Genomic DNA, 22,239 nt, shown 5'->3' on the forward strand with positions numbered 1-22,239 from the left:
TAAATGCGGAAGAAGCCCTTCGATACCTCCATGAACGCACTCCGTACACGATCACCTACCGGACCGCCCCATGTCACAAGATCAGCGACAGAGCCCATCAACTCGTACCTAGCCCTGCACCGGAGTCCGTACGCCGACACCAGGACCTGAACGCGGCCGAGGCGGCGAAGGTCGATCAGTACGTGGCGGCGGTGGAGGCGTTCGCGGCGAGCAACGCGCTCATCTTGGCGTTGGCCGATGAGCTGGCCGCGGGCACGATCGACAAGTTGATGGGCAAGAGCGACCTTGAGCTCGGCATCGAGGCCCTGTTGCGCAACGGCAGGCTGTAGAGCGCCGTTCTCACCGTCGGCGGCCGGGCCGGCGTGCCGCAGCGTGCTGCCGGCCGGACCGCCTCGTGTGCGAGCGTGCCTCCCTCCAGAACACGACACCGCACCACTCATGCATACCAGTGACCACCGGTCGCGATCGGTAAACACCCGAGTTTCACGTTTCCTCGCCGACCCCGACCGCCTTTCGGGCTTCAGCGTGCAGGGTCTCCGATCAAGAGGGACTCCAGACGCAGGTTGTCCAGGCCGTCCGGTACTTCCAGTTCACGTCCAGGGAGATGGTGTGCGGGTGATCAAGCCCTTGGACTGGTACGGGTGAGATCCATGTGACAAGAGACGGCCACTCCGTAATCCTTCGATTCGCTCATATCAACATGAAGGGGACGAAGTGGCCGTCAATAACATTGTGCCCGCTGCTGGGGAGTACTTGGAAGACACCCTCGCCGCAGCGAGCCCGGACCTGCTCCGGACGATGATCCGCGAGTTCGCGCAGCGGATGATGGACGCCGAGGTCGAGCAACTGTGCGGCGCCGGCTACGGCGAGGTCAGCAGCGAGCGGGTCAACACCCGTAACGGCTACCGCGCCCGTCCGTGGGACACCCGGGCCGGGTCGATCGAGCTGGCCGTGCCACGGCTGCGGACCGGCTCGTACTTCCCGGACTTCCTGCTGGACAAGCGACGCCGAGCGGAGCGGGCGCTCACCTCGGTGGTGGCCACCAGCTACCTGCTGGGCGTCTCCACGCGGCGGGTGGAGAAGCTGGCCGAGGCGATGGGCATCACCAGCCTGTCCAAGTCGCAGGTCTCGGCGATGGCCGCCGAGCTCGACGGCATGGTGGAGCAGTTCCGCTGCCGGCCGCTGGACGGCGGCCCTTATACCTTCGTGTGGATCGACGCGCTGACTCAGAAGGTGCGTGAGGGCGGCCGCACGGTGACGGTGCACGCCCTGGTCGCCACCGGCGTCAACGCCGACGGTCAGCGGGAGATTCTCGGCCTGGACGTCGTTTCCTCCGAGGACGGCGCGGGCTGGCTGGCGTTCCTGCGCGGCCTGGTCGCCCGCGGCCTGTCCGGGGTGCACATGGTCATCTCCGACTGCCATGCCGGGCTGCGCGATGCAATCGCCTCCACGCTGCCGGGCGCGTCCTGGCAGCGGTGTCGCACCCATTGGAGCCGTAAAGAATCAAGGTGTCGATTCTGTGACACGTGGGATGTCGTTGTGCGGTGTGATGGCGTTCAGGAGCGTGTCGGCGCTGGGGTATCGGGTTGCGGATCGGGTGACGGCGTAGCCGGTCTCCTCCAGCAGTGGGCGGACCCAGATCTTGGCGTTGCCGATCGTTCGTCGGCTCACTTGGAACAGTTCGGCTACGACCTGCCAGGTGCAGACTTTGCGCATGCCGAGGATGACCGCCAGGACGCGCTCGGCGTCGGTGATTTTCTCCTGGAAGATGCCTGCGCGGGCGTCGGCCTGCCGGTCACCGCCGCGCTGGCGATGCTTGCGCTGCTCGGCCTCGGCGGCCTGCCGCAGTGACAGCCGCTTGATCAGTGCGGCCAGTTCCGGGCGGCTCATCCCGGTCAGTGCCGGATCTCCGAGCAGCGTCAGCCGGTTCGGTCGTGTCGGGACGGTGTTGCTGTCCAGGAAGTCGCGGAGCGCACCGGCGCTGGTGAAGCGCAGCACGGTGGGGTCGATCTTGAGTTTGCGGGCGGCCAGTAGCTTGCCGGTCTCGGTGACCGCCTGACCGATCGGGGGCTGGCTGATCTCGAGCATCTCCGACAGGACGCGCTGGGAGCAGATCTGGCGGAGATAAACGATGGCGATCAGGACCTTGTCGGCGTCGGTGAGCAGGGGGCGTCCGTGGTTGGCTTTGGCCTGTCGGCGTGGGCCACCACGGATTTCGAAGTTGCGCTGCTCGGCCAGGGCCGCCTGATCCGAGATCAGGGACGCGGCCAGCTCGTTCAGCTCCTGGCGGCTCATTCCGGTCAGCCGGGGATCGGCCAGGGCGTGCAGGCTTTCGGACCGGATGCGCGCCCGGTCGTCACATTGGGGCAGGTGCGGGTTGCCCTCTGCCGGGCCGATTGTGTAGTTCCAGGCGCCGCGCTCGGTATGCGGGACGATCGGCAGCATGCTCATCCGCTCGGCGGACACCGACACGCCCAGTGGGTAGGCGTTGGTGTCCAGTTCGGCCGCGACGGTCAGCCCGGTGCGGGTGCGGGTCGCGGCGATGCTGTTGACCACGACCTCGTGGCTGGTCAGGGGTCTGCCGCGCCAGTTCATGGTGATGTGCGAGAACAGCCGGTGCTCTATCTTGTTCCACTTGCTGGTGCCGGGCGGAAAGTGGCAGACGGTCACCGCCAGCCCGGTCTCGGCGGCGAAGTCGGCCAGCTCGGCCTTCTATAACCGGTAGCGATAGCTGTTGGAGCCGCCGCAGTCCGCCGTGATCAGCAGCCGGTTCGCGTTCGGGTGGTCCAGGCTGCCGCGGCCGCGCCACCAGCGCCGGATCGACTCCACCGCGAACGCCGAGGTGTCGTGATCGATCCCGACGTTCACCCAGCCCGTGTCGTTGACCACGTCGTAGATCCCGTACGGGATCGCGTGCGGCACGTCCGGGCCGGTGAAGAAGAAGCTGTGGTCCTCGACCCGAACCGGATCGCCCTTGGGCCGCCACTGCCGGCCGGCGTTCGGCAGATCGCCCAGATGCTCCTTCTTCTTCGTGTCCACGCTGCACCGGCTCGCCGTCCGCCTGATGGGTCTTGACCTGCTCGTTGATGTAATGGAATTGCGCGTCCCGGTCCGGGTGCTGCTTGCCTTCCAGCGTCTTGGCATTGGCCTGCAGACTGAAGCCTTGTTCCTTCAACAGCCGGCCCACCGTCGGCGCCGAGACTGGATGGCCCTGCCTGGTCAGCTCTTGGGCCAGATCGCGCAGCGACTTGGTGGTCCAGCGCAGCGGCGACATCGGATCCCCGCGCTCATCCGGCTCCACCAGCGCCAGCAGTGTTGGCACCAGATCCGGGTCCTGAGCTTCGGCGGCCTTGCGACCTCCACCACGACGACGGACGCGGCCGTCCGGCAGTGGATCCTCGCCGGCCTCCAGCTCGAACACCCCGGTGCGGACCGTAGTTTCGGACACTCCGGCCACCGCCGCCACCGTCCGCACCCCACCATGTCCGAGCAGCCGAGCCTCCTGCCCCATCACCAGACGCCGCTGCCGCTCGTTCAGATGCGGAAACAGCACCCTGAACCGCGAGACGAGCTGATCGCGGACCTCGCTCGGTATGCCCATACCAAGTCAACGAGCTCAAGATCGAAAAGCAACGCCTTATTTCTTGACGGCTCCATTACGCGAGGAATCTGCTCTGCCGCGTTCCGAAGTCGGCGCAGCCGTGGGTGGCGACCATGCTGCGCACCGTCTTCGAGCAGCCCGACGCCGAGTCCGTCTACGCCCAGCACCGGCACGTCGTGCAGACGCTGGAGGCCAAATACCCGGCCGCGGCCGAGCACCTGGACGAGGCACGCGAGGACATCCTCGCCTTCGCCGCCTTCCCCAAAGCCGTCTGGCGCCAGACATGGAGCAACAATCCCCAAGAACGCCTGAACAAGGAGGTGCTCACACCGAGCGCCAGGTAGGGGTGGAGGTGCCGGTCAGCCGGCGGGTCATCGCGTCGGTCATCGCCCAGTACACGCGCGATTCGGAGCTGGCTGGATCGTGTTCGTAGTCGCGCACCAGGCGACGGTGCAGGGACATCGTGCCGTAGGTCTGCTCCACCACCCACCGCTTGGGCTGGGGGACGAACCCAGCCTCGGCGGGGTTACGCTCGACGATCTTCACGGCGATGCCGTGGGTGGCGCCGTGGGCGACCACCGTGTTCTTGAAGCCTTGATCGACCAGGGCGGTGCGGACGCTGCCGGGCGCAGTGGCGGCGACGGCCCGGTCCAGCAGCGCGTTGCCGATGGCGTTGTCGTGGATCGAGGCTGCCGCGACCACCACCGCGATGACCAGGCCCAACACATCGGTGGCAAGCCCACGCTTGCGACCCGGTACTTTCTTGGCCGCGTCCCGTCCGGTCGTGGTGGCGGGGACTCCGACCGCGGCGCGCACGCTCTGGGTGTCGAGCACCACCAGGCTCGGGTCGGCTAATCGTCCCTGTTTCTCCCGCACCTGGAAGCGCAGCAAGTCGTGGATGGCCTGGTCGGTGCCGTCCTTACGCCAGGCGGTGTAGTAGTACATGACCGCGCTGCGCGGCGGCAAGTCATGGGGCAGCAAGCTCCACTGGCAGCCAGTCCGGCTCTGGTACAGCAACGCGTTAACGATCTCGCGCATCTGGTATTTGCCCTGGTGGCCGCTGACCGAAGGGTGGGCGGCCTTCCACGCCGTGATCACCGGCTCGATCAGGGCCCACCGCTCATCGGATAAGTCCGTCGTGTACGGCTTGCGTTCACTCACCCGGCCATCTCAACACGTCCACGCCCACCAGCTAGACATAACGCTACAGATTCACTCGATCACACTATGACATCAGGGGCGTCGGCCCACAGACCGCCCTCTGAACCGCCCCACGGGGCTTGCTTGAGCCGTGTGCAGCGACGAGTTGCACGCACGGTTCTGAGGGGAGGGCGGCGCAGTAATGCGCCGCCCTTACCCGGCGAGTGGGGGGCCTTGTAGGTGCGCAGCGCGAGCCGGGCGGCCTCGGTCACCGGCTGCCCAGTGTGGCCGGCCAGCCGGTGCATGGTGCGCACGGCGGCGATGGCCTGCTCGACGCTGGCCGGCGCCTGCCCGGCCTCGCACAGCTGGGAGGTGTATTCGGCCAGCGTGTGCCCGGTGGCGGGCAGCGCGACGCGGCCGTGCTCGGCGCACCAGGAGGTGAAGGCGGCCCACTGGCGCGCGTAGGCGCGGCGGGTGTTGGCCGGCACGCCGTCGGCGATCCGGCTGCGGGTCTGCTCGCTGAGCGTGTAGTCGGCGGCGGTGTGCGTGCCGCTGTTTTCTGGAAGCGGGTAAATCGGTGGCCGCTCCCCCGCCGCCGGTGCCGGCAGCGCCCGCTCGTCGTCGCTCATGTCCGTTTTGCGCCTTTCTCGACGGGGAGGCGCGCGCCGCCGCCGCGGCGGCCGAGCAACGCGCCACCGCGGCGGCCAACACCGCCGCCACCCGGATCGCCGCCGCCGAACAGGCCCGCGCCCAGGCCGAGACCGCCCGCGACCGCGCCGAAGAGCGCGAGCAGGACGCCTGGCGCCAGGTCGGCGAGCATCAGTCCTCCCGCGTCCAGGCCGAGCAGGTCGCCGACGAGGCGGCTGGCCGTCAGCGCCAAGCCGAGAACGACCGCGACACCGCCCAGCAGCGAACCGCCGAGCTGACCGCGCTGCACACCGCGGCGCGTGTCCGTATCACCGAACTCGAGCAGCTGGCAGCGGACCGGGAACGCGAGCTCGCCGCCCTTCGTCGGCAGGCCCAGGACCGGGAGGAACGGGTACGCGAGACCGAACGCGAACGCGACCAGGCCCGCGGCACCGCTGCCGCGCATGCCCATGAGCTGGAGCGGCTCCGCCAAGCACTGGCCAGCGAACAGGAGCGACGCGAGCAGGCGGTCACCGCTGCGGCCGTGGCCGAGCAGGCTCGCGAGGCCGCCGCCCGGGCCCAGGCCGACGCCGCCGATGAGGCCGACCGGCTGCGTGCCGAACTCATGGACGCCGCGAGCGCGCTCAAGACCGCGCAGCACCAGCGCGAGGAGGCCATCACAGCCGCCGCCGTAGCACAGGCTCTGCTGCGGGAGCAGGAGACGTCACGCCTGACCAGCCACGCCGGCCCCGCTACAGGTCATCCCGCCCGTACCACCGATGTCACCGAATCGGCTCGTACGTCATCCGATCGAACTCCCACCGCCGCCGGCCCCATGCCGGGCGACGTATCGCCGTCGGAGCGCGCCTAACACGGACGTGAGCCATGAGTCGTGTTCAGCTCAAGGTCGGGTTCTGGCAGGATATTTCGGTGGTCCCGCTCAAGATCCGTCCGACCTCATCCGGCGTCCATCTGTTTGGCCGGCGCACCGGGCTCAACATCCTCCTGGAGCCGGTGAGCACTGGCTTACGCGCGCCTTCGCTGGCGCCGCGGCCCGAGCGCCTCTTCAGATCATCCCGCCCCGGGACCAGGAGGTTGTCCGTGCAGAGCATGTCGCTCTGGCGGTTGAGAGCATTGAGGGTCTGACCCAAGGCTCCTCGCTGTCAGCGTATTTCGGCCTGTGTACACACGACCTTGTACTGATCGACACAGATTTGTTGGGGGGACCAGAATCCGTCCTTGATGATGGTCGGCAGGACGTCTTTCTGGGTGACGGTCTTGATGGGCGTGTTGACCGTGGGGACGTCTTTACGTCCGTTCGCGAATGCGGCGTTCACCAGATTGGCGGGTGGCCGCTTCCCGTTGGCGAGGGCGACGGCAAGTTCGGCGGCGGCCTCCGCCTGCGGCTGGATGGGCTTATATACGGTCATGTACTGCTCGCCAGCGAGGACGCGCTGGATTGCGGCGAGTTCGGCGTCTTGCCCGGTGATGGGCGGCAGTGCCTTCATGCCGGCGGTTTTCATGGCTGCGATGGCACCGCCCGCAGTGCCATCGTTGGCCGCGTAGACGCCCGCGATGTCGCCCGCGCCCATCTTGGTGATGGCCTGGTCCATCTGTTGCTGCGCCTTGTCGGGCGACCAGTCCGGGGTGTCGTATTCGGCGGCGATGGTGAAGCCGCTGGTGTCCAGGACACTGTGGGCGCCTCTCTTGAACTGAGCGGCGTTGTTGTCGGTGGGTGAGCCGTTGATCATCACGATGTTGCCCTCGGTCTTGCCGTCCGCCTTGAGCGCGCTGATGAGGGCTTGGCCCTGCATCACCCCGACCTGGTAGTTGTCGTTGGAGACGAAGTAATCGATGTCGGCGTTGAGAATCGGCCGGCTGTAGGCAATGACTGGGATCTTGGCCTGCTTGGCGCGGGTGACGAGTTGGGCGGAGGCCGTGGAGTCGACAGGGTCGAGGACGAGCACCTGAGCACCATCGGTGATGGACTGTTCCACCTGCTGCTGCTGTTTCGCCGGGTCCTGCTCGGCGTTGTAGTACAGGACCTCACAATCGCCGCAGAGCTGCTTGATCTTAGCGGTGAACAACGGCCGGTCCTTGGCCTCGTAGCGCGCCGTCTTGCTCTCCGGAAGGAAGAGGGCGATCTTGACCGGTTTCCCTGCGCCTCCAGAGGAGGTACCGGCGCCGGAGGAGCAGCCTGCAAGTGCAGCGACCGCTGCGAGCGCGATGATCGCCGTGTTGCGTGATGAGACGACTGACATGTGCCTCCACCCTTCGTTCTGTGGTGACGGTGCGTGGCCGTCGCTGGTGGTCGGAAACCAGCGCGTAACACCGTGGCTATATGTATAGACATTTGAACGGCTATCTGTCTAGCATGTGAGCGGAAATTATCGCTGGTAGCAGCCGCGCCGCAGGGCGAGAGGACTCAAGCCCCCGGTCGGCTGCCTGGTAAGTGGAGGCGTCATGACGCCTGTCCTGCTGTCGCTGCGTGACATCAGTAAGCGTTTCGGTGCTGTGACGGCCCTGAGCTCTGTATCGCTGGAAGTTCGCGAGGGCGAGGTCCTTGCTCTTGTGGGGGACAACGGAGCAGGAAAATCGACTCTCATCAAGGTCATGTCAGGCGTAGGTCCCGCTGACAGCGGAACGATCCACGTCGCTGGACAACAAGCAGAGATCACCAGTCCCGACCAGGCCAGGAGTCTGGGGATCGCGACCGTCTATCAGGACCTCGCATTGTGCGACAACCTGGATGTGGCCGCCAACCTCTTCCTCGGCCAGGAACGCGTCAGTGCCCTGAGGGGAGCTGGCATCGGCTGGTTGTCGCGAGGCCGCATGCAACGGGAAAGTCTCGCTCTGCTCAGCGATCTGTCAGCTCGCTTCGCCGATCCACTCGCGCCGGTCGCCAGCCTGTCCGGTGGCCAGCGCCAGACGATCGCCATCGCCCGCGCCCTGGTCGGCAACCCACGCGTCGTGCTCCTGGACGAACCGACGGCCGCGCTGGGAGTGGCTCAAACGGCACAGGTGCTGTCGCTGATCCGTCGCCTGCGTGACAGAGGGCTGGGTGTGATCCTCATCAGCCACAACCTGGGGGACGTGTTCGCGGTCGCCGATCGTATCGAGGTCCTCTACCTGGGGCGCAACGCGGCGAGTCTGCGGACCGGCGAATGTACCCGCGAGCAGGTGGTCGCGGCGATCACCGGTGCCTCTGATCCGGCCGGCTCCGCCGAGCGGCTGGACGCTTCTGAAAGGTCTATCCATGAGCGTGATTGAAGAACCGGCAGTAATAGAGGCGGAAAGGGCCGCGCCGTCCACGGCTCGTCAACGGGTCGCCGCACTGGCCCTGCGAGCGCGCAGTGGCGATCTGGGGGCTCTGCCCGTGGTTCTCGCGCTGATCGTCATCGTCTCGGTCTTCCAGGCACAAAACGATCGCTTTCTTTCCCCCGTCAACATCACGAACCTGTGCCTGCAGGTGGCGGCCGTGGGCACGATCGCGGTGGGCATCTACTTCGTCATGATCGTGGGAGAGATCGACCTGTCGGTCGGCTCAGTCAGCGGGGTCGGCGGCGGTCTGCTGGCCGTCCTGCTGGTGAAGAACGGGATTCCCGCTCCGCTCGTGGTCGTGGTGGTGCTCACCGCGGGTGTCGCCATCGGCCTGTTCCATGGAACGGTCGTGACCCGGTTCGGTGTTCCTGCCTTCGTCGCGACACTGGCGGGCCTGATCGGCTGGCAGGGCGTGCAGCTCTATCTCTTGGGGCAGTCCGGCACCATCAATCTGCCTCAGAACGCCGTCACGGGCTTGAGCAGCACGTTCCTGCCCGTAGGCGTCGGTGTGCTCCTTTCCGCGGCCGTCGTGGTGATCTTCCTGGCGGCGCAGCTGCCGGAATTGAGATCCCATCGCACCGTCATGTCGGCGGGCAGGCCCACATGGTCGGGTGTAGCCGTGCGCACCGGCGGGATCGCCGTGGCGATGGCCGCAGCCGTCTGGACGTTCGCTCAAGACCGCGGCGTGCCCCTCAGCTTCGTGCTGTTCGTCACTCTGGTGGTAATCACCGATGTCATCGTGCGCCGCACCCGCTATGGCCGTCATCTTCTGGCCGTAGGGGGAAACCGCGAGGCCGCCCGCCGAGTGGGGATCAAGGTACGCCGCGTCGAACTGTCCGCCTTCATGATCTGCTCGCTGCTGGCGGCGATCGGCGGAATCCTGGCGGCTTCCCGGTTGCAGTCCGTCGGCCAGTCAAGCGGCGGAGGCGATGTCCTGCTCAACGCGATCGCAGCCGTCGTCATCGGCGGGACCAGCCTGTTCGGAGGCCACGGCCGGGCATGGTCAGCCCTCCTCGGCATTCTCGTCATCGGGTCGGTCAGCAACGGCATGGACCTACTCGGACTCGACTCCTCGGTCAAGTTCATCATCACCGGCGGCGTACTCCTGATCGCGGTCACCGTCGACGCACTCGCCCGCCGAGGCCGCGCCCGAACGGGACGCCCTTAGGCCGCTCACGCCCACCTCTCATCACCTGGAAGGACACAGATCCACCATGAGCCGACACCTGGCAGATCTTCCCCGCCGGAGGCTGATGCTCGCCTTCGACCATCGCGGGCTCTTCAACCAGCTTGTCCGGGAAAGCGGCTTCACCGAGCTACAGCCTCATGGGGCCGTCGTGCACTGCAAGCGGCTTCTCCTGCAGGCCGCCCTGCGGGTCGCTGAGGCCCCTGGCCCCGAACTCCAGGCACCGCCTCACCATTTCGGCGTGTTCATCGATGAGCAGTACGGAGCCATGCACGCATGGATCGCGCGAGACCATGGTCTGACGCTGGCGATGCCGGTCGAACAGAGCGACTCCGCGGCCTTCCATCTGGAGTTCGGGTCGCGGTTCGGCGAACATCTCGCTCACTTCATGCCCGACTACGCCAAGGTGCTGGTGCACTACGACAGCAGCTCACGGCTCACCGAGGACGAACTCGTGGCCCTGCGGACCGTGTCGGAGTGGTGCCAGAGGTCCGCCACCACCGAGTTTCTCTTCGAACTCCTCCTGTCGGCACCCGAGCCGCCGGCCGGTCACCCGCCCGCCACCGCGGCGGCCGCCGAACAACAGCGCCTCGGCCACACGGTGGCCGCGATCGAATGGCTCTACCGGCAGGGCATCGAGCCCACTGTGTGGAAGGTCGAAGGCGGCTTCGACCGCGCGGGATTCGCCGCCCTGGCCGACACCGCCCGATCAGGCGGCCGCGATCACGTCAGCCTGATCGTCCTGGGCGGAGGGCGGAGTCTGCGCGACGCCGCCGAAAGCATCCGTGCGGCCGCCGAAGTAGAGGGTTTCATCGGCTTCGCCGTCGGCCGCACGATCTGGAGCGATCCACTGCGCAGCCGGCTCAGCGGCCTACAGGACGACGAAGAGACCGTTCAGCAGATCGCCGACAGATACACGCGGCTGGTCCGCGCCTACCTCGAGGGCGAAGCCACCCGCGTCGGCCAGGTGGCGCTCTCATGACACGGACACCGCAGGACCTGCCATCCGAAGAGCCGTTCGACCTGATCACCATGGGACGGGTAGGTGTCGACCTCTATCCCGGGCAGCTCGCCACTTCCCTGGCGGACGTCACGACCTTCCGTAAGATGCTCGGCGGCAGCCCGACCAACGTCGCTGTAGCCGCTGCCCGCCTCGGCCTTCGCTCCGCCGTCATCACCAAGGTGGGGGCCGACGCATTCGGCGTCTTCGTTCGGCAGGCTCTCGACGCCTTCGGGGTGGACAGCGCATGGGTCACTCAACATCACGAGCTGCGGACACCTCTGACATTCTGCGAGATCTTCCCGCCTGACCACTTCCCGCTCCTGTTCTACCGGCAGCCCACCGCACCGGACATGACCCTCAGTGTCGAGGACCTGCCTCTTACGGAGATCGCCACGGCCAGGATCCTGTGGACGACGGGAACCGGACTCGCGGACGAGCCCAGCAGGACCGCCACCCTCGCCGCCCTTCAAGCACGGCCCGCGAACGCGATCACCATCCACGACCTGGACTTCCGGCCCTCGCTATGGCCGAATCCCGCGGAGGCGGGCCGGTGGGGCCGCCTCGCCCTGGAGAAGGCCACGATCGCGATCGGCAATCGCGAGGAAGTCGCCACCGTGGTCGGAGACCGGCCCGCGGAGGAGGCGGCACGCGCCCTCCTCGATCTCGGCGTCGACCTCGCGGTCGTCAAACTCGGAGAACGCGGAGTCCTGGCCGCCAGCCACCACCAAACGGTCATAGTGCCGCCGACACCGGTCAAGACCCTCAACGGTCTCGGCGCCGGCGATGCGTTCGGCGGAGCCTTCTGCCACGGCCGGCTGGCCGGCTGGCCGCTGGAGCAGCTGCTCGGTTTCGCCAACGCGGCAGGAGCTCTCGTCGCCTCCCGACTCGGGTGCGCCGACGACATGCCGACCGAAACCGAAGTCCACCGCCAGCTCTCCGACCATGCGCCGCACGCCCGCAACAGCGGCGACCCAGCAGCAGCCCGAATGTGAGGAATCGACGATGACACTCATCACCCACTGGATTTCCGGCGCACCCGTCGACGCCGGCGAGCAGCAATCGTTGTACGACCCCGCGACCGGTGAGCCGAGCGGCAGCGTGGTCATGGCCGACGATGCCATCGTCGACCAGGCCGTGCTGTCGGCCGCCAAGGCCTTCGCTTCATGGTCACAGACGTCACTAGCGCAGCGCTCCGCCGTGATGTTCCGCTTCCGCCAGCTGCTCGAGGACTACAGCGACACGCTGGCCCTGTGCACCGTCCGCCAGCACGGCAAAACCATGGACGACGCGCGCGGCGAGGTCAGACGCGGCATCGAGGTCGTCGAATACGCCTGCGGACTGGGCCACCTTCTCAAGGGGGAGCACTCCCAGAACGTCTCTACCGGCGTGGACACCTACTCCGTCCGGCAGCCGCTCGGAGTGATCGCGGGCATCACGCCCTTCAACTTCCCGGTCATGGTGCCGCTGTGGATGTTCCCCATCGCGCTGGCGGCCGGCAACAGCTTCGTCCTCAAGCCCAGCGACCGCGATCCTGGCCCGTCGCTCATCCTCGCCGAACTCCTCCAGCAGGCCGGGCTGCCCGAGGGAGTCTTCAACGTGGTCCAAGGAGGAAAGCCCGCGGTCGACCGCATCCTCGACCATCCCGACGTCGCCGCGGTGTCCTTCGTCGGCTCCACTCCGGTCGCCCGCCACGTCTACGGCCGCGCCACGGGAAACGGCAAGCGCGTGCAAGCCCTCGGCGGCGCCAAGAACCACGCGGTGGTCCTGCCCGACGCCGATCTCGCGCTCGCCGCCGACGCCATCACCGCGGCCGCCTTCGGCTCGGCGGGCCAGCGATGCATGGCGATTTCGGTGGTGGTCGCGGTAGGAGCCGTCGCCGATCCCCTCCTGGAGGCGCTCGCGGCCCGCAGCCGCCGCATCATCGTCGGCGACGGCGAGAATACGACATCCCAGATGGGGCCGCTGATCAGCGGTGAACACCTCCAACGCGTTACCGAGCTGATCGGAACGGGAACCCCCGACGGCGCCACGCTCATCATGGACGGACGCACACTGTCGCACGACACCGGCGGACATTTCCTCGGCCCGACCATCTTCGACCACGTCACTCCGGCGATGCGCGTCTACACCGAAGAGATCTTCGGACCTGTGCTGTGCGTCGTACGGGTCGACACGTTCGATGAGGCCATCGAACTGATCAACGCCAACCCCTACGGCAACGGCACAGCAATCTTCTCCACCGACGGCGGGGCCTGCCGCACATTCCAGACCCGCGTGACCGCCGGCATGGTCGGCATCAACGTGCCCGTCCCGGTCCCCGTGGCCTACCACTCCTTCGGCGGCTGGAAGAACAGCCTGTTCGGCGACCTGCACGTGTACGGGCGTGACGGCCTGCAGTTCTGCACCAGGGGACAGGTGGTCACAAGCCGCTGGCCAACGCGCTCCGACGGCCCCAACTTCAGCTTCCCGACGACGGACCGATGAGGACCGCCATGCTGAGCATCGTCAAGACACAATCGGGTCGTGGTCACCTCGAGCTGCGCGAACGCCCTCGTCCTCAGCCTGGCCTCGGTCAGGTTGTCCTGGAGGTCATCGCCGCCGGAGTGTGCGGCACCGACCTGCACATCGAAGACGGAGAGTTTCCATGCTCCCCGCCGGTGGCGCTGGGCCACGAGATCGGCGGTGTAGTCGTCAGCGCCGGAGCAGGCGTGCCGGAATCGCTTCTAGGAGCGAGAGTCGCGACCGAAACCTACTTCGCCACCTGCGGACACTGCGCCGCCTGCCGGGCAGGACGCATCAACCTCTGCCCCGACAGACAATCCATCGGATCCCATGTCGACGGGGGCTTCGCCCATCAGATCCTGCTCCCAGCGCGTAATCTCCATCCGGTGCCCGAGCGGCTGTCGGACGCCGCTGTCTCCCTGTGCGAGCCGCTGGCCTGCGTATGCCAGTGCCTGTGCGACCCGGCCGCGGTCTCTCCCGGAGACAAAGTCCTGGTGATCGGCCCCGGCCCCATGGGGCTGCTGTCCGCCCAGGTCGCCCGCGCTCAAGGAGGCAGCGTCACCCTGCTCGGCACCGACCGGGACAGCGTACGCCTAGCCGCCGGCCGGCAACTGGGTTTCAACGTCGCCGAAGGCGGTTCCCAGGCCGGCCCAACCGCGCTGGACGGAGCCTTCGACGTGGTCGTCGAATGTTCCGGCAGCGCCGGCGGAGCCGGTTCGGCCCTGCGGGCGATCCGTAAGGGCGGGCGGTACGTCCAGGTCGGACTGAGCGGGAAACCCCTGCTCATCGACATGGACGAGTTCTGCTATCGGGAAGTGGACTTCAGAACAGGCTTCGCCAGCACACCCCGCTCCTGGCGACGTGCCCTGGCGCTGATCGACGAAGGACTCGTCAACCTCGAAACGCTGGTAACCGGCATCTTCCCGCTGACCGGCTGGACAGAGGTCTTCCACGCCACACGCTCCGGTGAAGGCGTCAAATTCGTCTTCGATCCACGCCTGAACGAAGGGAGCACCTCATGACATCTATCCCGGCAGCCACGACCCACAACCAGCGCCACGCGGTCATCTTCGACTGCGACGGGACGCTCGCCGATTCCGAGCCCCTGGCCCGCGCCGCTTGGGAGAGTGTCCTCGGAAACTACGGGCACCGAATCACCGACGCCGACGCCGAAACCGTTGTCGGACTCGACTACCCACGTGTGCATCACTACTACGCACAGCGCTTCGCCGGCCTGCCGGACCACCTCACCCTGTGGCCGCAGCTGCGAGAGATGATGCTCGATCTCATCGACAAGAGCCTGCTTCCCTTCGACGACGCAGTGTCCTGCGCCCGTGAGCTCGCCGCGGCTGGCGTCCCCATCGCCGTCGCGTCGAGCAGTCCCCGGGTACGCCTCGATGCCACCTTGGAAAAGCTAGGCCTGACCGGGCTGTTCCCGATCACGACCGCGGGAGACGAGGTCGCCCACGGCAAACCCGCACCGGACATCTTCCTGAAGACCGCCGCCGCCCTGGGCGTTCCCGCGACATCCTGTGTCGTCGTCGAAGACAGCCCGTCGGGGATCCGCGCCGGACATGCCGCAGGCATGCCCGTCATCGCGGTGCACCGCGCCGACACGCTGCCGCCACCGACCTTCGACCTGGCAGAGATCGCCGTCGACGCCCTCCACATCTCCCAGTTCGAACAGATGCTGGCTCTTCCCGCCCATCGGCCCCGTTCCGCACACGTTGAGGAGCTCACCCATGATTGAATCCGCCACTCATACCGTGCCCCTCCCCCTGGGAGGAAAGCACGCCGTCGTCACCGGTGTGTCCCGAGGCATCGGCCAGGCCATCGCCATCGCGCTCGCCGGGGCAGGGGCCTCCATCTGCGGCATCGACCGTGACGAAGCGGGCATGCGGGAGACCGAGAAGGCCATTCACGCCATCGGCCGCGACACCATCATGATGACCGGAGACACGGGGCGCGCCACCGATGTGGAAGCACTGGCCCGGCTCGCGCTCGAACGGTGGTCCAGCATCGACATCTGGGTCAACAACGCCGCCGCGCTCCTGGTGAAACCTCTTCTCGACACAACGGACGAGGACTGGCACCGGCTTCTCGGCGCCAACCTGCACGGATACTTCTACGGCAGCAGGGCGGCCGGACGCGTCATGGCCTCACAACAGTCGGGGCGCATCATCAACCTCAGCTCAGCAGCCCGGATTCTGCCGGTCGCCGGGCTGTCGGCCTACACCGCCGCCAAAGGCGCCGTCCACGGGCTCACCCAAACCCTGGCACTCGAACTCGCGCCGCTAGGAGTCACCGTCAACTCCGTCGCCCCAGGCGCCACGGAGACACCGCTCAACGCCAAGGCGTACACCCCCCATGTCCGCGACACCTACCACCAGCGCATCGCCGTCGGACGCCTCGCTCTCCCCCAGGACATCGCCGACGTCGTGGTGTTTCTCGCCTCCGACGCCTCCCGCTACATCACCGGACAGGAAATCGTGATCGACGGCGGCCTGACGATCAATGGAACCGTGGGACATGCCCTCACCTGACCACAACAGCACCACACCTGCGACACCGCGTCCTCAATCGCCCACAGAGCTGACACCGACGCACGGCGCGGCGCGGCGATCGGCCCAGGAGATGCTCGATACGGGTCTCATCAGCGATCCGCGCGGGCTCGCCACCGCCACCCCATGCCTCATCGGCCACGACAGCGGACAGGTCATGCGGGCCCTCGACCTGCGCTGTCTTGACGGTCTGGACCTGCGAGTCCTGCCCGACCGCGGCCTAGACATCGGATACGCCTGGTTCCAGGGTGTTCCCCTGGCATGGCGGTCGAGAATCGGCGACACACCGCCCATCAGACACCCGCGCGACCACCAGTGGAACGGCGCGTTCGGAGGCGGGCTGCTGGCCACGTGCGGGATGCGTAACGTGGGAGCCCCTTCGGAGGGACACGGCCTGCACGGGGAGTTCGACCACACACCCGCGTCTCAGGTGCGGGTGGAACAGGAACACCGCGACGGGCAGGTGATCCTGCGCGTGACCGGCGTCATCGAGGAGATGAACGCGTTGACCACCCACCTGCGCTGCGAACGCGTGATCGAGACCACGACGGGAACAGCGCAGGTGGTCATCCATGACACCGTGACCAACCTGGGCCCCCGCACGGAAGCCGCCCCCTTCCTCTATCACGTCAACATCGGCGCACCGCTGTGGGCGCCCGGGGCGCGCCTGCACATGAGCTCCGAGCACGTGGACCCGCGCGATGAGGACTCGGCGGCCCACTTGTCCTCGTGGCGTGACGCGCCCCCCGTCTCAGCCGACGCCCCTGAACGCGTCTTCGAACATCGTGTAACCCCGGACCCGGACGGATGGGCCCACGCCGAGGTTGTCAACACCGCCATCGGCATGGGCGTTACCATCGCCTGGTGCACGCAGGCTCTGCCCCGTCTGCACCAGTGGGTGCATCCGATCCGGGGCGCCTACGCCCTGGGCATCGAGCCCGCCAACTGTTCGCTTCTCGGCCGCGCGGCCGACCGGGAGAACGGAACCCTGCCCACCCTGGAACCAGGCCAGGTCCGGTGCACCACCGTGCGCGTCTCAGCACGCCTTCTTCGATCGACATGACGCACGAAAGGGGGCGATCCATGCGCAAGCCAGTGATCGATGTTCTCCTGCCCGGAGTCGGAGTCGGAGTCGGCTCAGACCAGGGCCATATCGCCTTCTGCGGAGTCTTCCTCGTCACCGCTCCCCGTCGTGGACACGGGGCACGTCGGACGTCGCAGCCTCCTCATCGAGATGCTGGCGGCCCGTGGCATTGTGGCGACCGACATCGACATGGTCGTGCTGAGCCACGCGCACTGGGACCACATCCAGAACGTGGATCTCTTCGACCGCGCCGACATCCTGCTCCACCGCCACGAACTTCGTTACCTGCGCAATCCTCACCCTGCGGACTACGCAACCCCGCCGTGGACCGGTCGCCTCTTCACTGAAGAGCGCCTTCGCGTTGTCGCCGACGGCGAAGAACGGGCCTCCGGCGTAAACATCCTCGCAGCGCCAGGTCACTCCGCAGGCAGCCTGGCAGTGGCGGTGGCCACAGCCGACGGGCTCGCGGTCATAGCCGCTGACGCGATCCAGAACGGCATCGTCGCGGCGACGCGGCGCAACATCATGGTTTTCTGGAACGCCGAGCAGGCGGACCGCACCGTGGCACGCCTCATGTCATACGCCGACGTCATCTATCCGGGACACGACCATCCGTTCCGCCTCAACGGCCGAGATATCGAATATCTGGACAGCCGTCCGATCAATGTCACGAGAGTCCCCGGACAGGCGGTGCATGTCGAGAAGCAGGACGACGTCCAGCCATGGCTCATGCCCGGAATAGAGCAGCAGGGCGCTCCAAGGGTGAGCGTCCCGGCTCGCGGGCGCGGGTTCATTCTCCAATCGAGGGGTGCGCGACGACGAATTCGACTTCAAGCCTGTACCGTTCGCTGACGTACCGGCTTTCCGTGTATTCCAGGGGCTTCCCGGCGTCGTCGCTGATGATCCGCCGCTCGATCAGCATGGGCGTGTGGCGAGGCAGCTGAAGCAACTTGGCGTCCTGGCCGGCGATGGCCGCGGCGGTGACGGAGCTGCGACCAGAAACCGGGGGGAAGCCGAGCTTGCCGAGCGCCGCATGAAGCGATCCCCGCGCGAGATCCTCATCGAGAATCGGCGAGCATTTCTCTTGTAGGACGCTGAACTCAACAGCCATGGGAGTGTTATCCGCCAACCGCACTCGGTGCAGGAAGACCACCTCGGATCCTACGGGAATCTCCAGGGCTCTGGCCTCTAGATCACTCGCCGGCCGTACGCCCGAATCGATAACCTTCGATGAAGGGGTCATTCCACGTCGGCGCATTTCATCGCTGAAGCTCATCAACTGGGACAGATGGCGGTGAACCAACTGCTGCGCCACGAAAGAGCCTCTTCCCGGCTCTCGGCGAACCAGCCCTTCCCGCACCAATTCCTTCATGGCAGCACGAGCTGTCATGCGACTAACACCAAACTCCTCGCACAGCTCCGTCTCGCTCGGGAGTGGATCCCCGGGTTGCGCTGCCTCGATCCGCTGGCGCAGCGCCTGTTCGATCTCGAAGTACCTAGGCGTAAAATTCCGCTGCGACATGCTCTCAGTCCCCCATTCGCGCCACCAGAAGGCAAGCGAAGCAACATCAGCTCGAGAAGAGTCGATGCGAACCACGTACCGGTTCCCGTACACGCTAAGTGTAGCTCCACATGTATAGCTGAATAGACATTTGATCGAGAGCCCGTCCGTCGCCAGCAAAGCCGCCAGGCACAAGGGGTGACGTGCCACCAGCAATCATGCTTGTGAGGACGTCGATGCCCTGTGCGGTAGAGGCCGCCCCCACGCCTGCGAAGGGGTGCGTATGTGGCCTCGGTACTGGAACAGCCATGAGCGCAAAGGGCCCGATCTTGATAGAACCTGCAACCTGACGAGTGGTGATGCCTCATCAGACGCATCGCGTTCGACGGCATCGTCGACAGCAGGCGGCTGACGCCGGGGCGCCGGGCTCTTGAGCGGGACGTACGCGATGCAGATGTGACAGGTAAGAGAATTATCTGTCACATTGGCGGTCGTCGGGTCGTGTACGCCCAGCTCGGCCTCCGCTGCGCTGCCGGCGACTCAGCAAGGTTATGTGTCGCATCCACGTGCAGGAGGGACGAACGGTGTCCGTCGTGGCGCTCCCCACCCCGCGCGACCCGAGCGCCGGCGGCTCCACCACCGCCGCAGCCATCGCGCGCTTCCTGGAGTCCCGCACCGCGGCCACCACCCGCGCCGGCTACACCGAACCCTCACCCACCTCACCGCGATCACCGGCCCGGACCATCCCGTCGCCGAGCTGACCCCCGAGCAGTACGCCGCGGTGATGGACCGCTGGAACACTGCGGCCGCGGCCACCTGGAACCGGCATCTGTCCGCCCTGGTCTCCTTCACCACCTGGGCCCAGCGCCAGGAACTGCTCATCACCAACCCGGCCCGGCGCCTGGAGCGCCGCAAGCCCGCCCGCCGCGGCGACCGCGCCATCCCACGCACCCGGCTGGAGACACTCTTCACTGACCCCGCCCACGCGCTGCGCGAACGAGTCCTGTGGAGGCTCTTGTACGACACAGCCGCCCGCGCTGAGGAAATCCTCACCCTCAACATCGAAGACCTCGACCCAGAGTTCCGCCGCGCCCGCGTCACCAGCAAGGGCGGCGCCATCGAGTACGTGCACTGGGCCACCCCCACCGCCCGCATCCTGCCCCGCCTGCTGGTCGGCCGCACCGCCGGGCCGGTGTTCCTGGCCGATCGGCGCGCCCCTGCCTCCGGATCTCGCGCGCCCGCGGCCGCCGACATCTGCTCCGCCACGGGGCGGGGCCGACTGTCCTACCCCCGCGCCGAGTACCTGTTCAAGACCGCCTCCGCCAAGTTCGACTCGCACCGCCAGGGGTGGACGTTGCATCAGCCGCAGTGCGCTGCAGCATCTCGCCCAGGCCGGGCGTACCACCTCGGAGTTGCAGGCCAAGAGCCGCCACCAGCACCTGGCCAGCCTCGGCCGCTATGTGCGCCTGGGCGAGGAGACCTCCGCGCGCATCACCGCTGAAGCCGACCCCGCCCGCCGCCGACGGACCCGCTGATCTTCAGGCCGCACCGGGTGGCGAGGCTTCCCACACCCGCAGCACCTCATCATCACCAGGATCAGGCGGCCTCGTAGCGCGTGAGCTTCTACGCGGAAAGCTCGGCCTCGTCGGCGCAAGCGATCAAGAACGGCGCTCCGTCGCCTCCGCCCTCAACGACATCGGCATCGCAGCCACAGAGCCGTACATCGTCGCAGGTCAGGAAAATACGACCAAAATTTCCCAAGGACTACAGCGAGGCCTCCCACGAGCAGGCGGGAGGTGCGGTGGCGGTATCGGAGTCGAGCCGGTTCAGCCCTGTCCGTGCGCGGTACGGGAGCGCCGCGAGAGGGAGTCCACGATGACGGCGAGCAGCAGGACCGCGCCGGTGATCATGAACCGCACAGAAGAGTCGAAATTCAGCAGGGTGAGCCCGCTCGAGATCGACTGGATCACCACGATGCCCAGCAGTGCCGAGTATGCGCTTCCCCGGCCGCCGAACAGGCTCGTGCCACCGATGACCGCGGCGGCGATCGCGTTGAGGTTGATGTCACCGGCGCCACTGCCCTGGTTGGCTGCGGCGAGCCGTCCGGCCACCAGGAGGCCGCCGAGGACGGCGAAGGTCGAGCAGAGCGTGAAGACACTGATGTAGATCCGGCGGACGGGCAGACCGGCTCGCCTTGCAGCTTCGACGTTACCGCCCACGGCGAAGACCGAGCGCCCCCATCGCGTACGGCGGAGCAAGAAGTCCATGACAACCACTATCGCCACGAAGAGCACGAACATGGAGCCCACGCCGCGGCTCGTATTGAGGTACCACACCGGAAGGACCAGTACGGTCGCGAGCAGGACCGCCTTGACCATGATGCCGTTCCCCGGAGCCGCCGACAGGCCGGCGGAGGCACGGCGCCGCCTCCGCGCGAAGAACGATGCCGACAGAGATCGTCCCAATGGCTGCGCAGTCCAGCAGGAGGTTGGACAGGTTGCGGCTGGACAGGAAATTGTCGTTGAGCGAGCCGAACACGATCCAAAGGTCTCGTTGTTCCGACCGAGGCGCAGGACGGCCACCCGGTCCGCCACGGCCTGAACATCCGCCATGTTGTGGCTGACAAGCACGATCCCGAGCCCAGACTCACGCAGCCGTCCGATGAGGTTGAGCACCTCAGCGGTCTGCGCCACTCCCAACGCCGCCGTCGGCTCGTCGAGCATGACGACCTTGGGATCGCCGAGCAGGGAGCGAGCGATCGCGACGGTCTGACGCTGCCCACCCGACAGCGAGACGACGGGGACACGAACGGACGGGATCTTGGCCGAGAGCTGGCGCAGCAGCCCCCACGACCGACGCTCCATGCCGACTTCGTCGAGCGTACGGCCACGCAGCAGTTCCTTGCCCAGGAAGAGGTTGGCCACGACGTCGAGATTGTCGCTCAGGGCCAGGTCCTGGAACACCGTCGCGATCCCCAACTCGCGCGCGGCGGTCGGACTGGAGATCGAGACCTTCCGGCCCCCGAACAGGACGTGGCCCTCGTCGGGGGAATGAACCCCCGCTATCACCTTGACCAGGGTCGACTTGCCGGCACCGTTGTCCCCCACCAGCGCGATCACCTCACCTGGGTGAACGTCGAAGTCGACGTCCTGAAGCGCCTGAACGGCGCCGAACCTCTTGTTGATTCCGCGCAGTGACAGGACCGGCTCGCGAGCCGCTTCGCGGGGGGCAGCTTCGAGGGTCTTTGAGGGCACGTGCGCCTCTTCGGCGGCCCGTAGCCGGGTCCGCTCGGCGAGGTATCTGGGCTCCTTCACCATCATCACCCGTCGGCTCAGGAAAGACCGGCGGCCGTGCACGCCTTGGCATACTCGGCGGTGCAGATGTCGGAGACCTTGTGGAAACCGTCCTTGACCACGGTGTCCGCCACGTTGTCTTTCGTCACGACGAGGAGCTCCAGGAGCGTGGCGGGCACACCGCCGACTTTCGCCTACGTCGAAGGCGAACTGGCCGACGGCCACCACCAGCCCCTCATCAGGCTCCGCTACGGCGGATCGGCCTCCATCTGGGGGTTCGGGCTCTACCTCACCAGCAGCGGCAAGTACGAGAACCAGATCCTGCCCACCGGAATGTCCGTCGGCACGCCCCAAGAAGCCCTCGACTGCGCCTGCGATCTCTACCTCAGCCACTGACCCCGGAGAACTTACGGGCAGGAC

General features: G+C 66.9%; 21 protein-coding genes and 4 pseudogenes. 17 read left to right on the forward strand and 8 right to left on the reverse strand.

All coding sequences use genetic code 11. The features are described from left to right. On the forward strand, positions 1-329 hold a 329-nt coding region (locus AB0F17_RS64970; RefSeq protein WP_358047218.1), incomplete at its 5' end, for a hypothetical protein. 400 nt (positions 330-729) lie between these two features. After that, positions 730-1,494 (forward strand): annotated as a pseudogene (locus AB0F17_RS64975) (IS256 family transposase); the annotation flags it as partial. A 9-nt stretch (positions 1,495-1,503) separates the two neighbouring features. On the opposite strand, the pseudogene AB0F17_RS64980 reads toward AB0F17_RS64975, so the two are convergent. Continuing rightward, a pseudogene (locus AB0F17_RS64980) lies at positions 1,504-3,601 on the reverse strand (ISAzo13 family transposase). Between the two features lie 47 nt (positions 3,602-3,648). Between AB0F17_RS64980 and AB0F17_RS64985 the strand changes: the two are divergent. Beyond that, a pseudogene (locus AB0F17_RS64985) lies at positions 3,649-3,924 on the forward strand (transposase); the annotation flags it as partial. 1 nt (position 3,925) lies between these two features. Here the strand turns inward: AB0F17_RS64985 and AB0F17_RS64990 are convergent. After that, positions 3,926-4,762 (reverse strand): IS5 family transposase, encoded by an 837-nt coding sequence (locus AB0F17_RS64990; RefSeq protein WP_358047221.1) that lies wholly within the window; start codon positions 4,760-4,762, stop codon positions 3,926-3,928. 59 nt (positions 4,763-4,821) lie between these two features. Further along, positions 4,822-5,370, reverse strand: a complete 549-nt coding sequence (locus AB0F17_RS64995; protein ID WP_358047224.1) for a site-specific integrase — start codon at positions 5,368-5,370, stop codon at positions 4,822-4,824. Between AB0F17_RS64995 and AB0F17_RS65000 the strand changes: the two genes are divergently transcribed. Continuing rightward, positions 5,340-6,239 carry a hypothetical protein gene (locus tag AB0F17_RS65000; RefSeq protein ID WP_358047227.1) on the forward strand — a complete coding sequence of 300 codons (900 nt, stop codon included), beginning with the start codon at positions 5,340-5,342 and terminating at the stop codon, positions 6,237-6,239. The two genes, AB0F17_RS64995 and AB0F17_RS65000, sit on opposite strands and share 31 nt — an antisense overlap. A 292-nt stretch (positions 6,240-6,531) precedes the next feature. Here AB0F17_RS65000 and AB0F17_RS65005 read toward each other — a convergent pair whose 3' ends face one another. Next, the gene (locus AB0F17_RS65005; RefSeq protein WP_358047229.1) at positions 6,532-7,629 is read right to left on the reverse strand and encodes a sugar ABC transporter substrate-binding protein; all 1,098 of its coding nucleotides are present in this window, start codon (positions 7,627-7,629) and stop codon (positions 6,532-6,534) included. A 202-nt stretch (positions 7,630-7,831) separates the two neighbouring features. Here AB0F17_RS65005 and AB0F17_RS65010 point away from each other — a divergent pair, with 202 nt between their 5' ends. From AB0F17_RS65010 to AB0F17_RS65055, 10 genes are all read left to right on the forward strand, one after another. After that, positions 7,832-8,638: an ATP-binding cassette domain-containing protein gene (locus tag AB0F17_RS65010; protein WP_358047232.1), complete on the forward strand. Its 807-nt coding sequence runs from the start codon at positions 7,832-7,834 to the stop codon at positions 8,636-8,638. Then, complete coding sequence (locus AB0F17_RS65015) at positions 8,568-9,857, forward strand: sugar ABC transporter permease (RefSeq protein ID WP_358047235.1); 1,290 nt, start codon at positions 8,568-8,570, stop codon at positions 9,855-9,857. The genes AB0F17_RS65010 and AB0F17_RS65015 overlap by 71 nt, the downstream gene beginning before the upstream one ends. 46 nt (positions 9,858-9,903) lie before the next feature. Continuing rightward, a complete protein-coding gene (locus tag AB0F17_RS65020; RefSeq protein ID WP_358047238.1) occupies positions 9,904-10,857 on the forward strand; it encodes a 2-deoxy-5-keto-D-gluconate 6-phosphate aldolase domain-containing protein in 954 nt (317 codons plus the stop codon). After that, the gene (gene iolC / locus AB0F17_RS65025; protein ID WP_358047241.1) at positions 10,854-11,870 is read left to right on the forward strand and encodes a 5-dehydro-2-deoxygluconokinase; all 1,017 of its coding nucleotides are present in this window, start codon (positions 10,854-10,856) and stop codon (positions 11,868-11,870) included. The genes AB0F17_RS65020 and iolC overlap by 4 nt, the downstream gene beginning before the upstream one ends. 10 nt (positions 11,871-11,880) lie before the next feature. Next, the gene (locus AB0F17_RS65030) at positions 11,881-13,362 is read left to right on the forward strand and encodes a CoA-acylating methylmalonate-semialdehyde dehydrogenase (protein ID WP_358047244.1); all 1,482 of its coding nucleotides are present in this window, start codon (positions 11,881-11,883) and stop codon (positions 13,360-13,362) included. Positions 13,363-13,370: 8 nt separating this feature from the next. Further along, entirely contained in the window at positions 13,371-14,402 is a 1,032-nt protein-coding gene (locus AB0F17_RS65035) for an alcohol dehydrogenase catalytic domain-containing protein (RefSeq protein ID WP_358047247.1), read from the forward strand. Continuing rightward, positions 14,399-15,130 carry an HAD family phosphatase gene (locus AB0F17_RS65040; protein ID WP_358047249.1) on the forward strand — a complete coding sequence of 244 codons (732 nt, stop codon included), beginning with the start codon at positions 14,399-14,401 and terminating at the stop codon, positions 15,128-15,130. Before AB0F17_RS65035 ends, AB0F17_RS65040 begins: the two co-directional genes overlap by 4 nt. Continuing rightward, positions 15,123-15,923, forward strand: coding sequence for an SDR family NAD(P)-dependent oxidoreductase (locus AB0F17_RS65045; protein WP_358047252.1), 801 nt, complete (start codon positions 15,123-15,125; stop codon positions 15,921-15,923). Before AB0F17_RS65040 ends, AB0F17_RS65045 begins: the two co-directional genes overlap by 8 nt. Before the next feature lie 91 nt (positions 15,924-16,014). Continuing rightward, positions 16,015-17,004: an aldose 1-epimerase family protein gene (locus tag AB0F17_RS65050; protein WP_358047255.1), complete on the forward strand. Its 990-nt coding sequence runs from the start codon at positions 16,015-16,017 to the stop codon at positions 17,002-17,004. A 129-nt stretch (positions 17,005-17,133) separates the two neighbouring features. Further along, positions 17,134-17,877, forward strand: a complete 744-nt coding sequence (locus tag AB0F17_RS65055; protein WP_358047258.1) for an MBL fold metallo-hydrolase — start codon at positions 17,134-17,136, stop codon at positions 17,875-17,877. Here the strand turns inward: AB0F17_RS65055 and AB0F17_RS65060 are convergent. Continuing rightward, positions 17,816-18,622, reverse strand: a complete 807-nt coding sequence (locus AB0F17_RS65060) for a GntR family transcriptional regulator (protein WP_358047261.1) — start codon at positions 18,620-18,622, stop codon at positions 17,816-17,818. The genes AB0F17_RS65055 and AB0F17_RS65060 overlap by 62 nt on opposite strands. A gap of 497 nt (positions 18,623-19,119) precedes the next feature. Here AB0F17_RS65060 and AB0F17_RS65065 point away from each other — a divergent pair, with 497 nt between their 5' ends. Next, the gene (locus tag AB0F17_RS65065; protein ID WP_358047264.1) at positions 19,120-19,287 is read left to right on the forward strand and encodes a hypothetical protein; all 168 of its coding nucleotides are present in this window, start codon (positions 19,120-19,122) and stop codon (positions 19,285-19,287) included. Positions 19,288-19,310: 23 nt separating this feature from the next. Continuing rightward, a complete protein-coding gene (locus AB0F17_RS65070) occupies positions 19,311-20,027 on the forward strand; it encodes a hypothetical protein (protein WP_358047267.1) in 717 nt (238 codons plus the stop codon). 325 nt (positions 20,028-20,352) lie between these two features. Here the strand turns inward: AB0F17_RS65070 and AB0F17_RS65075 are convergent, their stop codons facing one another. The 3 genes and pseudogenes from AB0F17_RS65075 to AB0F17_RS65085 all read right to left on the reverse strand — a co-directional run bounded on the left by AB0F17_RS65075 (position 20,353) and on the right by AB0F17_RS65085 (position 21,998). Then, positions 20,353-20,904: a hypothetical protein gene (locus tag AB0F17_RS65075; protein WP_358047300.1), complete on the reverse strand. Its 552-nt coding sequence runs from the start codon at positions 20,902-20,904 to the stop codon at positions 20,353-20,355. Between the two features lie 177 nt (positions 20,905-21,081). Beyond that, positions 21,082-21,780, reverse strand: a pseudogene (locus AB0F17_RS65080) (ATP-binding cassette domain-containing protein); the annotation flags it as partial. Positions 21,781-21,857: 77 nt separating this feature from the next. Then, on the reverse strand, positions 21,858-21,998 hold the full coding sequence (locus AB0F17_RS65085) for a hypothetical protein (protein ID WP_358047270.1): 141 nt from the start codon (positions 21,996-21,998) through the stop codon (positions 21,858-21,860). Between AB0F17_RS65085 and AB0F17_RS65090 the strand changes: the two genes are divergently transcribed. Then, positions 21,988-22,215: a hypothetical protein gene (locus tag AB0F17_RS65090; protein WP_358047273.1), complete on the forward strand. Its 228-nt coding sequence runs from the start codon at positions 21,988-21,990 to the stop codon at positions 22,213-22,215. The two genes, AB0F17_RS65085 and AB0F17_RS65090, sit on opposite strands and share 11 nt — an antisense overlap. Positions 22,216-22,239: the final 24 nt, after the last annotated feature.

It is taken from the genome of Nonomuraea sp. NPDC026600 (assembly GCF_040638335.1).
Classification (GTDB): Bacteria; Actinomycetota; Actinomycetes; order Streptosporangiales; family Streptosporangiaceae; genus Nonomuraea.

What these genes read in the sequence shown, in the direction of transcription:
- AB0F17_RS65075 (WP_358047300.1), bottom strand. Translation starts at nt 20,904, where the DNA reads ATGGTCAAGGCGGTCCTGCTCGCGACCGTACTGGTCCTTCCGGTGTGG.
- iolC (WP_358047241.1), top strand. Translation starts at nt 10,854, where the DNA reads ATGACACGGACACCGCAGGACCTGCCATCCGAAGAGCCGTTCGACCTG.
- AB0F17_RS65010 (WP_358047232.1), top strand. Translation starts at nt 7,832, where the DNA reads ATGACGCCTGTCCTGCTGTCGCTGCGTGACATCAGTAAGCGTTTCGGT.
- AB0F17_RS65045 (WP_358047252.1), top strand. Translation starts at nt 15,123, where the DNA reads ATGATTGAATCCGCCACTCATACCGTGCCCCTCCCCCTGGGAGGAAAG.
- AB0F17_RS64995 (WP_358047224.1), bottom strand. Translation starts at nt 5,370, where the DNA reads ATGAGCGACGACGAGCGGGCGCTGCCGGCACCGGCGGCGGGGGAGCGG.
- AB0F17_RS65050 (WP_358047255.1), top strand. Translation starts at nt 16,015, where the DNA reads ATGCTCGATACGGGTCTCATCAGCGATCCGCGCGGGCTCGCCACCGCC.
- AB0F17_RS65070 (WP_358047267.1), top strand. Translation starts at nt 19,311, where the DNA reads ATGGACCGCTGGAACACTGCGGCCGCGGCCACCTGGAACCGGCATCTG.
- AB0F17_RS65020 (WP_358047238.1), top strand. Translation starts at nt 9,904, where the DNA reads ATGAGCCGACACCTGGCAGATCTTCCCCGCCGGAGGCTGATGCTCGCC.
- AB0F17_RS65040 (WP_358047249.1), top strand. Translation starts at nt 14,399, where the DNA reads ATGACATCTATCCCGGCAGCCACGACCCACAACCAGCGCCACGCGGTC.
- AB0F17_RS65035 (WP_358047247.1), top strand. Translation starts at nt 13,371, where the DNA reads ATGCTGAGCATCGTCAAGACACAATCGGGTCGTGGTCACCTCGAGCTG.
- AB0F17_RS65030 (WP_358047244.1), top strand. Translation starts at nt 11,881, where the DNA reads ATGACACTCATCACCCACTGGATTTCCGGCGCACCCGTCGACGCCGGC.
- AB0F17_RS65005 (WP_358047229.1), bottom strand. Translation starts at nt 7,629, where the DNA reads ATGTCAGTCGTCTCATCACGCAACACGGCGATCATCGCGCTCGCAGCG.